Here is a 12937-nt window from a genome sequence, read left to right on the forward strand (position 1 = left end):
CTGACCCCGCCCCCCCCACGGCGCGGGCGCCCCGTCTCGGGGCGCCCGCGCCGTCTGCGTCTCCGTCCCTGACCCCGCGACCGACCACAGAGAGGACCTGCCGTGCGCGAGAGCGAGTTCCGCCGGCTGATGGACGAGGAGTTCGGCCCCGCCCGGGCCGGCCTCGTGGCAGACTCCCTGCACCTGCCCGGCCTGGACACCACCGCGACGGCGGCGATCGCCGCCGGCGTGGACCCGCGGCGGGTGTGGCTGGCGGTCTGCGACCTGCATGAGATCCCGCAGGAGCGGCGTCTCGGCCGGGACGTGCCGCCGAAGCGGTGAGGGCGCCGGGGCGCGCCGGGGAGGCCGCGGCGCCTGCCCGGCGGTGGCGGCGGCTACAGTGGATTTCGGCGCGCGCCGCGCGTGAAGGACCCACGTCGCGCGTCCTCTCGACAGCGCGAGGACCCATGTCTCGTCCCACCCCTCGAGGAGGCCCTATGCCCACGCCCGGTTCGGATGAACCGGTCGCACGCCTGCTGGCGCGCGGCTCAGAGTACAGTGTGATCGTTCCCGATGCGGGTGAGGACTACATCCAGGGCATGGTGCTGGAGGGGACGGTGTACGAGTCCGCGATGCTGGAGAAGATGGCCGAGGCGCTCTCGCCGGGTGACGTGGTCGTCGACGTGGGGGCCAACGTGGGCAACCACACCCTGTTCCTCGCCTGCACGGTGGGGGCTCGGGTGATCGCCGTGGAGCCAGATGCACGGCTCGCAGACGCCGTCCGCCGCTCCGCCGCGCTCAACGGCGTCGAGGACGCCGTGGAGGTGCACGCCTGCGCGGCAGGCGCCGGCGAGGGCGAGGCCGTCCTGCGCGAGGGGGACCCGGCCAACCTCGGGACGCGGTCGATCGACCGGTCTCCGGAGGCCGAGGGCGACCGGGTGCCGGTGCGCACCGTGGACGAGATCGTCGGCTCGCGCCTCGTCGCGATGCTCAAGGTGGACGTCGAGGGATTCGAGGCGCACGTGCTCGACGGCGCCCGCCGCACGCTCCGGCGCAGCCAGCCCCGGCTGTGGATCGAGTGCCTCGACGAGCCCGCCTACGAGGCGGCGGTCGAGCGGCTCCGCCCCCTGGGCTACCGCGTGGCCGACGTGGAGAACTCCTCGCCGACCGTCCTCTTCGTCCCTCGATCCGCAGACGAGCGGCAGGAGGCCGGGATGGACGCGGTCATGCGCCGCATGTACGCCGAGCGCTCGACCGCGCTGGCCCTACGGGAGCGGCTGCGGGTCGGTGACGGTGAGCCCGGCGAGGGCGCGGAGATGCGAGCCGACCTGGCGGAGGCGGAGGCGGACCGGGACGCGGCGCGCCGTCGAGTCGAGGAGCTGGAGGCGCTCGTCGCCCGGAACCGGGAGGACTTCCGCGTGCTCCGGGGGTTCGTGGCGGAGGCCGAGGACCGCATCTGGAACCAGCGGGACGCCCAGTCCGAGCGGGAGGCGGCGCAGGAACGCCTGCAGGAGATGGAGGACGCCCTGGAACGCCTCGCGGTGGAGAAGGAGTCGGCCCTGCAGGCGGTCCAGCAGACGCGGGCCACGCTGCGTCAGGTGCGGTCCTCGCGCACCTTCCAGGCGGGCAAGGCGCTGCGGGAGGCCCAGAGCCTGACCGGCGTGCGCCGCGCCGTGCCCCGACTCATCTCGATCATCCGCGCCGACAAGAAGGGTGGGCAGGCATGAGCCCCCGGATCCCCGCACCTGTGGTTCCCGAGGACGTCGCGTCGCGGCGCCGTGAGACGGATCCGGTGCCGGTCCGCAGACGCACCGGCCGGGCCGGGAAGCTCGTCGTGGCCTGCATCCTGGACGAGTTCTCCTTCACCTCCTTCGAGGGCGAGGCGGACCTGGTGCCGCTGACCATGGAGTACTGGCGCGCCGAGCTGACGGCGGCGCAGCCGGACCTGCTGCTCGTGGAGTCCGCGTGGCGCGGGCACCGCCAGACCTGGTGGAACACCGTCCATCGGTTCGGCCCCGAGCTGGAGGGCGTCCTCCGGTGGTGCCGTGAGAGGGGTGTGCCCACCGCCTTCTGGAACAAGGAGGATCCGGTGCACTTCAACACGTTCCTCACTACGGCGGGCCACTTCGACGCGGTGTTCACCACGGACCTGGACTGCGTCCCGCGCTACAAGCGCGAGCTCGGGCACAGCAACGTGCACTTCCTGCCGTTCGCGGCCCAGCCGGCCCACTCCAATCCCGTGGAGGCCTTCGAGCGGGTGCAGGGGTGCGCCTTCGCCGGCGCCTACTACGCCCGCTACCCCGAGCGGCTGGCGGATCTGCGGGAGCTCAGCTCGGAGCTCTCCGCGGATGGCCGGCGGTTCGACATCTACGACCGCAACCTGGGCCGGGGGAACGCCGACTACGCCTTCCCGGAGGAGTACAAGCGGTTCATCGTGGGCGGCGCGCTGACCCCGGACCTGCTGGACATCCCCTACAAGGGCTACACGGTCAACCTCAACCTGAACTCCGTGAAGCAGTCCCAGTCCATGTTCGCCCGCCGGGTGTTCGAGCTCCTGGCCTCCAACACGCTGGTGGTCAGCAACTTCTCCCGCGGGCTGCGGCTCATGTTCGGCGACCTCGTGGTGGCGACGGACTCGGGGACGCAGATGCGACGTCGGCTCGAGCAGATCGAGGCCCACTCCAACGGCAACGAGCGGATGCGCGCCATGGCGCTGCGCAAGGTCCTGCGGGAGCACACCTACGCCGAGCGGCTCTCCTTCGTGGCCCAGCACGCCGGGGTCACCCTGCCTCGGGCCGAGGTCGAGCGCCCGCTGCTGATCGTGCCGCATGCACCGGACCGCGATGAGGAGGCCGTCCGCGGCCTCCTGGCGTCCTGGACGCGGCAGTCCTGGACCGACTGGGTGCTCGCCGTCCTGGTGGAGGACGATGCGGACGCGGCGGCCGTCGAGGCCGCGGCTGACGACGACCGCGTGGTCGCCGTCCAGTCCGCCGACGGCCTTGCGGCGCTGGCGCGGTCGCGCGGATGCACCGCCCTCGGCACCCTGGAGCCCCAGGACTGGTACGGGCCGCACTACCTCGAGGACCTCGTGCTGACCCTGCGGTGGGCGGACGTGGACGCCGTCGGGCACCGGGAGCACTACGCGGTGCCGGAGGGCGGCGGCGCCCCGGTGCGCCGCGAGCCGCGCACCGCGTGGACCCCGTGCGACGGACTGCCCCTGCACCGGTCGCTGGTGCGCCTCGACCCGGCGGCGGAGGCCGCGGTGTCCGGCGTCCTCACCGAGGCGACGGCGCCTGCCGGCCTGGCCGTCTCCGCGCTCGAGTACTGCGCGGGCGGGGCGCATGCCCCGGCCGCCCTCCTGGAGCCGGTGTCGGCGCTGCCCCTCGACCAGGGGCTCGGACTGGACGAGATCCGTCGCCACGCCGACGCGCTGGTGTTCGAGGAGTCCTCCGACGACCTGCCCGTCCTCGACCTCGACATGCTGTTCGAGGGCATGACGACCTTCGACGCCATGACCATGACGTGGGAGGACGGCGAGGCGCGGCTGACCTCGCGGATGGAGGCGGGCCGTCACCAGTACTGGATCAACCCGCACGTCAGGCCGCTGGACGCGGAGCTCCTCGGCCGCACGGAGCCCCTCTACCTGGACGTCGGGGTCGGGCTCGACGTCATGCTGGTCGCGTACTGGCTCGACTCCGCGGGAGGACGCATCGGCCACGCGATGATCCCGGCGCGCCAGTTCGTGGAGGTGACCATTCCCGACGACGCCGTGGCGATGCGCTGGGGACTGCGGGTGAGCGGGTCCGGCAGTGCGGTGATCCACCGTGTGGTGAACGGCCCCTTCGTGGCGCCGCCCGTCCCGCTGTTGGTGCGCAGCCCGGACGTGCTGGTGACGAACATCTACCCGTCCTACGGGAACCTGTACCGCAACGGGTTCGTGCACAGCCGCCTACGTCGCTACCTCGAGGCGGGGCGCCGGCTCGAGACCGTCACCCTGGGGACCGCTCATCAGCCGGAGTTCCGGGAGTTCGAGGACGTGGACGTGGCCGTGCTGCGGCCGGCTGACCTGTCCGCCACGCTCGCCACGGGGGAGGCGCGCTCGCTCACCGTGCACTGCCTCCTGCCGGAGACCTGGGACGTGCTGAAGACGGCTCCGTCGCTGCCCCCCACCACCGTGTGGATCCACGGGTTCGAGATCCAGCCCTGGTGGCGCCGGCGGTTCAACTACACCTCCGAGGAGGAGCTGGAGGCCGCCAAGGACCTGTCGGAGACCCGTCTGACGATGTGGCGGGAGATCTTCGAGTCCTCTCCCGAGGACATGCACTTCGTCTTCGTCTCCCAGTGGTTCGCGGAGACGGTGTTCGAGGACGTCGGCGTGCGGCTGCCCGACCACCGCTGGAGCATCATCCACAACCCCATCGACGCGGACGTCTTCCCCTACCGGGAGAAGACCTCGGAGCACCGTCTCCGGGCCCTGTCCATCCGGCCCTACCACTCGCGCGTCTACGCGAACGACCTCTCCGTGGCGGCCGTCCTCGAGCTCAAGGACGAGCCGTGGTTCGACGAGATGGAGTTCACGTTCCTGGGCGATGGACCGCTGTTCGAGGAGACCCTCGCGCCCCTTCGTGGGCTGTCCAACGTCACGATCCGTCGTGGCTTCCTCACCCACGAGCAGATCGCCCGGGAGCATGCCGCCCACGGCGTGCTCCTGGTCCCGACCCGCAGCGACACCCAGGGGGTGAGCCGTGACGAGGCCATGTCCTCCGGGCTGGTCCCGGTGACTTCGGCGGTGGCCGCGGTGCCAGAGTTCGTGGACGAGGAATGCGCGTTCCTCGCCCCGGCGGAGGACCACAGAGAGCTGGCCGACGCGCTGCGGACGCTGCACCGGGACCCCGAGCGCTACCTGCGGATGTCCCGCGCCGCGGCGCGACGGGTTCGCGCACAGTCCGGAGCGGAGCATGTGGTGAAACAGGAGATGGCCACGGCCTTCTCGCGTGAGAGGAGCGCCCGAGCATGAGCGAGACGCGACGTGTAGCTGTGGTGGGCAGCGGGCTGACCCGCGCGGCACTTCTGGCGGATGCGCGATTCCAGGTGCCCGCTGGCCACTATTTCGCCCGAACGTCTCTGGCAGCGCTGGCGACTCCCGCAGCAGCAGATGTGTTGGACCTCGGTGCGATCAGCACAGACTTCCGCCGCGCCCTCGTGCGCCGGGATGTCGAGCGGCGGCTCGTCGAGGACATTGTGGCCCTCGACCCCGGGGCCATCGTGATCGACGCTCTTGAGGAGCGTCTTGGCGTTGTGCGCCTCCACGATGGGCGTGTCATCACCCGCTCTCCCGAGGCGGCAGAAGCGGGACTGGGTTCGCTGGGAGGTGAGGTCCTCTCCTGCGGACAGAAGGGACATTCGGAGCTGTGGAGCGCCGGCTGGTCCTCGTTTGTCCAGGGTCTGCAAGAAGCCGGAATGTGGGACCGCGTGGTGCTGCACGCGGCGCAGATGCTGACGTCCGACGAACTGGGCAATCCCGCATCGTCCGCGCCCGCGCTGGAGGGGACGAATTCCCGCCTGGCCGGACTGTACGAGCGAATGCGCTATGACGTGCCGGCCGAAGCCATCGTGGAGGTCTCAGCCGACTTGAACGTGGCGCCCGCTGAGGGTGGCAAGGTGGCTCCACTTAAGCTCGCTGCCACTGGCGCGGCCCACCTGGCCGACAAGGTTTGGGAGGCCATGAACCTGGCTCGCCACGCTCCGGATGATCGCTCGGCGGCGGTCCAACGTCCGGCCCCGCGTCACGCAGACCGGGCGTCGACAGCTTTCACAACCGAACGCCAGGGCGTCGTGCCGAGTTCCTACGGAGGCTACGGAGTGGACGTGGTGTCGTGGGAATCCTCCGCCGCGTTCGCCGAGGCGCCGGTACAGGCAGGGTTGCATCGGATGGGCCTCCCAGACGGAAACCACCTGGATTTGATCGTGCGTGGCGATCTTGGGTCTATTCAGGCACAAGAGTCCGTGGTGGTTTTCCTGAGCGGTGCCATGAGCAAGCGGAATGGGTCTGCCCCGCCCTTCTTCGCAGGTCGGCGGGTGAGCCAGAAGCTGGGCATCCCGTGGGTGGCAGTCAGTGACCCAGGAATGCAGCTTTCCCACGAGATCCTGCTCGCTTGGTATACGGGGGCGCCTGGATCTGACGCAGTACCTGCGACAGTGCAAGCACTGCGCTCGATCTCGGCTGAGCTGGACCGGGATCTTCTCCTCGTCGGGGGGTCGGGAGGAGGATTTGCGGCCCTGCGACTTGCAGAAGAACTCGGGGACCGAGCCTCCGCGCTGGTATGGAACCCCCAGACGGACATCTTGGAGTATGAACCCGCGGCCGTTACTCGCTACCTGGCGACGATCATCCCCGAGGGAACGCCTGACCACGTTGACGATCGGGTCGGGGCGGAGGCGAAGCTCGCAGCTGCCGGTGTGCAGCACCGGGTGGAAACAATGGCCTCGGGAGCCCGCGTCCTGATCCTGCAGAATGCCTCGGACCATCATGTGCATAGGCATCTGCTCCCGCTGCTCGCCCGTTCTGGGGCACGCGAGCGAGACCGTGACCTCATCGCCGTGGACGACAGCCACGTCGCCCGGATCCTTTCGTGGGGTAAGGGACACGCAGTATTGCCTGTTGAAGTAACCTGCCTCGCCGTTGATGCCATGCGTCGGGGTGAGGGGGTCGCCAAGACGGTCGCGCGTGTGGAGGAAGCCCTCGGCGCGCCGCATGCCCAGGGGTTGTCCGAGGCCGCGTCCGGCGGGATCGCAGAAGGGGTCGCGGTGGAGCCCGCAGGCGCTGGAAGGGTTCGCGTGTCTTGGGACCTGTCCATCGTGGGTCCATCGTCGGCGTGTACGGCCGACTTCGCGCGAGAGGAGGGGGCCCGTACGGTGGCTTCTGTAGAGAACGTCGTCTCGCCTCTGATCGTGGAGGGATTGGGCGAGGGGGAGCTGTGGCGTCTCGACCTGCGGGATGCCTCCGGTCGTCTCGTCGGCGCCGTTCGTTTCGACGCCCGAGCGAAGAAACGAGAAGTAGAGGTCACCCCGGCGGGTCGACGTTCGTACGGACGCAAGCAGCGTTGAAGGCGGCACTTGAGTGAGCGGAGCCCGAATGCACGACGCGCCGGAAATCGAACACATGTTCGATCCGTGCGGTAGAGTCCTGCACAGCAGTGCGACGGGGTGATCTCGTGCACAGGCGGACCCCGGGCGCTTAACGTGTCCGCCGCTCCCCGTAGATTCACGCACATGACCGAGGCGGGCGCCTGGACGCCCGCCGCACCGCCACCAGAGCTAGGGGTGAAGGATGAGCAAGACTCCGGATCGCGAGAAGGCCCTCGAAGCCGCCCTCGCGCAGATCGACAAGCAGTTCGGCAAGGGCTCCGTCATGCGGCTGGGCGATCAGACGCAGACGCCGGTGGAGGTCATCCCCACGGGCTCGGTGGCCATGGACGTGGCGCTGGGCATCGGCGGCCTGCCCCGCGGCCGCGTCGTGGAGATCTACGGTCCGGAGTCCTCGGGCAAGACCACGCTGGCCCTGCACGCGGTGGCCAACGCCCAGCGCAACGGCGGCATCGCCGCGTTCATCGACGCCGAGCACGCGCTCGACCCGGTGTACGCGCGCAAGCTCGGCGTGGACACGGACGCGCTCCTCGTCAGCCAGCCGGACACCGGCGAGCAGGCCCTGGAGATCATGGACATGCTGGTCTCCTCCGGCACCCTGGACATCGTCGTGATCGACTCCGTGGCCGCACTGACCCCGCGCGCCGAGATCGAGGGCGAGATGGGCGACTCCCATGTGGGCCTGCAGGCCCGCCTGATGTCCCAGGCGCTACGCAAGATCACCGGTCGGCTGCACCAGACCAAGACCACGGCCATCTTCATCAATCAGCTGCGCGAGAAGATCGGCGTGTTCTTCGGCTCCCCGGAGACCACCACCGGCGGCAAGGCGCTGAAGTTCTACGCGTCGGTGCGCATCGACGTGCGCCGCATCGAGACGCTCAAGGAGGCCGGCAACCCCGTCGGCAACCGCACTCGCGTGAAGATCGTGAAGAACAAGATGGCCCCGCCCTTCAAGCAGGCCGAGTTCGACATCCTCTACGGCGTCGGCATCTCCCGCGAGGGCGGCCTGATCGACATGGGCGTCGAGGAGGGCATCGTGAAGAAGTCCGGCGCCTGGTTCACCTATGACGGAGACCAGCTGGGCCAGGGCAAGGAGAACGCCCGCCGGTTCCTCAAGGACAACCCGGACCTCGCCCAGGAGATCGAGGAGCGGATCCTCACGAAGCTCGGCATCGGCGTGGATCCGGAGGCCGAGGCGGACGAGGCCCCGGCCCTGACCGCGGTCCCGGGTGACACCGCGGCCGGATGACCCGAGCCCGCAGGGACGCCGGAGGCGGCGCCGCCCGCCGGTCCGAGAGGACCGGTCGGAGCGGCGCCGCCTCCGGCTCGTCCGCGTTCGACGACGCGCGCGACACCGACGCCGCCCGGATGTGGCTCGAGCTGGCGGGCGTGCCCGAGGCCGACCCCCCGGCCGCGGCCAGGGGTGTAGAGGAGCCGCCGGGGGCGCCGACGGACGATCCGCCCCTCGCCACGGCGGAGAACGGCTCCACGGCAGCGCCGTCCGGCCCCGCAGCAGCGCCGGATGAGGCAGGGCCGCCGGGCCTGGGTGTCCTCCTGGGCCGCGCGAGCGACCTGCCCAGTCCCGCCCCCGGCGCTGCGGCGCGCGTGCTGCCCTGGTCGGCGGACGCGAGGCACGAGAGCGGTGGTCGCGGCGCCCGAGGTGCCTCGTCCGAGGCGCGGCGCGCCCGTCGCCGGACCGCCCGCCCTGTCGCCACGGATGCCGCTTCCGCCCCCGAGGAGGCGAACACCCGCGAGGACGCCCGGCCGCGCCGTCGCCCGGGGCCCGCGCCCCTGCCGGCCGACCCGAGGGAGCGGGAGGAGGCCGCCCGCGAGGTCGTCCTGCGGCAGCTCGCCCTGGGGCCGCGCTCCCGCGGTCAGCTCGAGGCCAAGCTCGCCGACCGCGAGGCCGAGCCCGAGCTGATCGCCCGGGTCCTGGACCGGTTCGAGGAGGTCCGGCTCGTGGACGACGCCGCCTTCGCCGAGGTCTGGGTCCGCAGCCGCCACCGGTCCAAGGGGCTGGCCCGGCGGGCCATCGGCCACGAGCTGCGGCAGAAGGGCGTGGACCGGGACGTCGCGGCCGAGGCGCTCGAGGCCATCGACGGGGAGGACGAGCGCGCCGCCGCCCTCGAGCTCGTCCGCCGCCGCCTGCGCGGCCGCCGTGTCCCGGCCGGGAACGGCCCGGACGCGCGCGCGGAGCGGGACAAGGTGACCCGGCGCCTCGTCGGCATGCTGGGGCGCAAGGGGTACGGCGGCGGCCTCGCGTTCGCCGTCGTGAAGGAGGTGCTGGGCGAGCTCGAGGAGTGAGCGGGCCCCGCGCCCCGCCCGAGGTTCCTAGAATGGTGCGGTGACGTTGACGGACCCCACCCTCGAAGCCCTCGAAGCCCCCGCCCCCCGGCAGACCTCCGCGCGCCCCCACGAGGGGCTGACGTACGAGGTCCGCACGTTCGGCTGCCAGATGAACGTGCACGACTCGGAGCGCATCTCCGGCCTCCTCGAGTCCACCGGCTACGCCCCCGCCCCGCAGGACGCCCAGGCGGACCTCGTGGTGTTCAACACGTGCGCCGTCCGCGAGAACGCGGACAACCGCCTCTACGGCAACCTCGGCAACCTGCGCTCCGTGAAGGACGCGCACCCCGGCATGCAGATCGCCGTCGGCGGGTGCCTCGCACAGAAGGACCAGGCCACCATCCAGGCCAAGGCGCCCTGGGTGGACGTCGTCTTCGGCACCCACAACATCGGCTCCCTGCCGGTGCTGCTCGAGCGCTCCCGCCACAACGCGGAGGCCGAGATCGAGATCCTCGAGTCCCTCGAAGTGTTCCCCTCCACGCTGCCCACCAAGCGGGACTCCACCCACTCGGGCTGGGTGTCCATCTCCGTGGGCTGCAACAACACGTGCACCTTCTGCATCGTCCCCAGCCTGCGCGGCAAGGAGAAGGACCGCCGCCCGGGGGACGTGCTCGCCGAGGTGCAGGCGCTCGTGGACGCCGGCGCCGTGGAGGTCACCCTCCTGGGCCAGAACGTGAACACGTACGGCGTGGAGTTCGGGGACCGCGGCGCGTTCGCCAAGCTGCTGCGCGCATGCGGGCAGATCGAGGGCCTGGAGCGCGTGCGCTTCACCAGCCCGCACCCGGCCGCCTTCACGGACGACGTGATCGACGCGATGGCCGAGACCCCCAACGTCATGCCGCAGCTGCACATGCCCCTGCAATCCGGCTCGGACACGGTGCTCAAGGCCATGCGCCGCTCGTACCGGTCCAAGCGGTTCCTCGGCATCCTCGAGAAGGTGCGCGAGCGGATCCCGCACGCGGCCATCACCACGGACATCATCGTCGGCTTCCCGGGGGAGACCGAGGAGGACTTCCAGGACACGATGCGGGTGGTCGAGGCCTCGCGGTTCTCCTCCGCGTTCACGTTCCAGTACTCCATCCGCCCCGGCACCCCGGCCGGCGAGATGGCGGACCAGGTGCCGAAGGCCGTGGTGCAGGAGCGCTACGAGCGCCTCGTCGCCCTCCAGGACCGCATCTCCGCGGAGGAGATGGCCACGCTCGTGGGCACCCGCCAGGAGCTGCTCGTCACCGCCGACTCCGGCACCAAGGCCGCCGAGCGCGGCCGCCTCTCCGGGCGTGCGCGAGACAACCGCCTCGTGCACTTCTCGGTCCCGGCCGGCGCGCCGACCCCGCGCCCCGGGGACTTCGTCAGCGTCACCGTCACCGAGGCGCACCCGTTCTTCGCGGTCGCGGACCCCGCGCCCGAGGACTACTCGCTGCGCCGCTCGCGCGCCGGCGACGCCTGGGACCGCGCCCAGGCCGAGTCCTGCGGGGTGCCGACGCCGGGCGCCTCCGGCGGCGCCGGGGCCACGAGCCTCGGCATGCCCACGCTGCGCCCCCGGTCCTGATGCGCGCCGCCCGCCCGCCCGTCGTCGCCGTGGTCGGGGCGACGGCGACGGGCAAGTCCGCCCTCGCCGTCGCGCTGGCGCACGCCCTGGACGGGGAGGTCGTCAACGGGGACGCACTGCAGTTCTACCGGGGCATGGACATCGGCACCGCCAAGGTGACCGAGGCCGAGCGCGAGGGCGTGCCGCACCACCTGCTGGACGTGCTCGACGTCGGGCAGGAGGCCTCGGTGGCCGCCTTCCAGTCCGCGGCCCGCGGCGTGTTCGCGGACGTCCGCTCCCGGGGGCGGACCCCGATCCTCGTGGGCGGCTCCGGCCTGTACGTGCGGGCGGCGCTGGACGTGCTCGAGTTCCCGCCCACGGACCCGGAGGTGCGGGCCGCGGTGGAGGCCGAGCTGGCCGAGCGCGGGGAGGCGGCCCTGCGGGCCGAGCTGGCCGCCGTCGACCCCGAGTCCGCCGCCAAGGTGGCCGACGCGCGGCGTCTCGTCCGCGCCCTCGAGGTCCACCGGATCACGGGCCGGCCCTTCTCCGCGTTCATGCCGCGGCGCGAGCACGATCCCTCCGTGGCGCCGGTGGTGCAGATCGGCCTGAGCCTGGAGCGGGCCGTGCTGCACGAGCGGATCGAGGCCCGGGTGGAGCGCATGCTCGCCGCCGGGCTGCTGGACGAGGTCCGCGCGCTGGACGTGCCCGGCCCGGACGGGCTGCGCCAGGGGCCCACGTCCGCCCGGGCCATCGGCTACGCGCAGATGCTCGCCGTCCTGGACGGCACGCTCACGCCGGAGCAGGCCGCCGAGCAGACCGTCGTCGCCACCCGGCGCTTCGCCCGCCGGCAGGAGACGTGGTTCCGCGCCGACCCGCGCGTGCACTGGGTGGACGCACTCGCCCCGGACGTCGTCGCGCAGGCGCTGGCCGTGGTGGCCGGCTCCTAGACTGGCCCCATGACCGAGAAGACCGCCGCCGCCGCGGCCCCGACGTCCGACGCCGCCCCCCGCGTGCCCTTCACGAAGGGCCACGGCACCGGCAACGACTTCGTGCTCCTGGCCGACCCGGACGGCAACGTCCACCTCGAGGCCGCCCAGGTGGCGGTGCTCGCGGACCGACACCGGGGGATCGGCGGGGACGGCGTGATCCGCGCCGTGCCCTCCCGCCACGTCGAGGAGGGCCGGGCCCTGCTCGCCGCGCACCCCGAGGCCGAGTGGTTCATGGACTACCGCAACGGGGACGGGTCGATCGCGGAGATGTGCGGCAACGGGGTGCGCGTGTTCGTGCACTTCCTCGCGGAGAAGGGGCTCGTGGACCTCGCCCCCGGCGAGTCCATCACCATCGGCACGCGGGCCGGCGTGAAGACGGTCAGCCGCCTCGCCCACGGCTACGCGATCGACATGGGCCCGTGGTCCTACCTCGATCCGGAGCTGGCCGAGGAGGCGGCCTCGGACGCGATGGTCCTCGCCGCCGGCCTGGCCGACCCCCGCCCGGCGCTGAGCGTCTCCATGGGCAACCCGCACACGGTGGTGCCGCTGGCCTCCTTCGAGGACCTCGAGGGGCTGGACCTCACCCGCGCCCCGGAGGTGGACCCGGCGCCGTCGCACGGCACCAACGTGGAGTTCGTGGCGGCCCACGAGCCCCTCGTCCGCGAGGGCGTGGGCCGGGCGCGCATGCGCGTGCACGAGCGCGGGGTGGGGGAGACCCAGTCCTGCGGCACGGGCGCGTGCGCCGTGGCGGTGGCCATGCGCGCGTGGTCCGGCGAGGGCGGCTCCGACTCGTGGCTCGTGGAGGTGCCCGGCGGCGTCCTCGGCGTGGACTTCGTCGCCCACCCGGACGGCACCGAGCACGTGGTGCTCGCCGGCCCGGCCGAGCTCGTCTTCGACGGCGAGCTCACCGTCTGAGGGGCACGTCAGCGCCGCCGTGCGACTGCCGCGA

General features: G+C 72.0%; 9 protein-coding genes. All 9 read left to right on the top strand.

What is annotated here, in order from left to right:
* Nucleotides 1–102 precede the first annotated feature (102 nt).
* The 9 genes from J1M39_RS00210 to dapF all read left to right on the top strand — a co-directional run bounded on the left by J1M39_RS00210 (nt 103) and on the right by dapF (nt 12903).
* Nucleotides 103–321: a DUF3046 domain-containing protein gene (locus J1M39_RS00210; protein WP_069941344.1), complete on the top strand. Its 219-nt coding sequence runs from the start codon at nt 103–105 to the stop codon at nt 319–321.
* A 218-nt stretch (nt 322–539) separates the two neighbouring features.
* Nucleotides 540–1706, top strand: a complete 1167-nt coding sequence (locus tag J1M39_RS00215; RefSeq protein WP_166437361.1) for an FkbM family methyltransferase — start codon at nt 540–542, stop codon at nt 1704–1706.
* Complete coding sequence (locus J1M39_RS00220) at nt 1703–4996, top strand: glycosyltransferase family protein (RefSeq protein ID WP_002856502.1); 3294 nt, start codon at nt 1703–1705, stop codon at nt 4994–4996. Before J1M39_RS00215 ends, J1M39_RS00220 begins: the two co-directional genes overlap by 4 nt.
* Nucleotides 4993–7086: a DUF6270 domain-containing protein gene (locus tag J1M39_RS00225; protein WP_002856500.1), complete on the top strand. Its 2094-nt coding sequence runs from the start codon at nt 4993–4995 to the stop codon at nt 7084–7086. The genes J1M39_RS00220 and J1M39_RS00225 overlap by 4 nt, the downstream gene beginning before the upstream one ends.
* Nucleotides 7087–7309: 223 nt before the next feature.
* Nucleotides 7310–8374, top strand: a complete 1065-nt coding sequence (gene recA, locus J1M39_RS00230) for a recombinase RecA (RefSeq protein WP_002856498.1) — start codon at nt 7310–7312, stop codon at nt 8372–8374.
* Nucleotides 8371–9429 carry a RecX family transcriptional regulator gene (locus J1M39_RS00235; RefSeq protein WP_166437362.1) on the top strand — a complete coding sequence of 353 codons (1059 nt, stop codon included), beginning with the start codon at nt 8371–8373 and terminating at the stop codon, nt 9427–9429. The genes recA and J1M39_RS00235 overlap by 4 nt, the downstream gene beginning before the upstream one ends.
* A 40-nt stretch (nt 9430–9469) precedes the next feature.
* The gene (gene miaB, locus J1M39_RS00240; protein ID WP_206496346.1) at nt 9470–11020 is read left to right on the top strand and encodes a tRNA (N6-isopentenyl adenosine(37)-C2)-methylthiotransferase MiaB; all 1551 of its coding nucleotides are present in this window, start codon (nt 9470–9472) and stop codon (nt 11018–11020) included.
* Nucleotides 11020–11946: a tRNA (adenosine(37)-N6)-dimethylallyltransferase MiaA gene (gene miaA / locus J1M39_RS00245; protein WP_004167720.1), complete on the top strand. Its 927-nt coding sequence runs from the start codon at nt 11020–11022 to the stop codon at nt 11944–11946. Before miaB ends, miaA begins: the two co-directional genes overlap by 1 nt.
* A 9-nt stretch (nt 11947–11955) precedes the next feature.
* On the top strand, nt 11956–12903 hold the full coding sequence (gene dapF, locus J1M39_RS00250; RefSeq protein WP_004167719.1) for a diaminopimelate epimerase: 948 nt from the start codon (nt 11956–11958) through the stop codon (nt 12901–12903).
* Nucleotides 12904–12937: the final 34 nt, after the last annotated feature.

The sequence above is a fragment of the Micrococcus sp. KRD077 genome (genome assembly GCF_017168505.1).
GTDB classification, from domain to species: Bacteria; Actinomycetota; Actinomycetes; order Actinomycetales; family Micrococcaceae; genus Micrococcus; species Micrococcus luteus.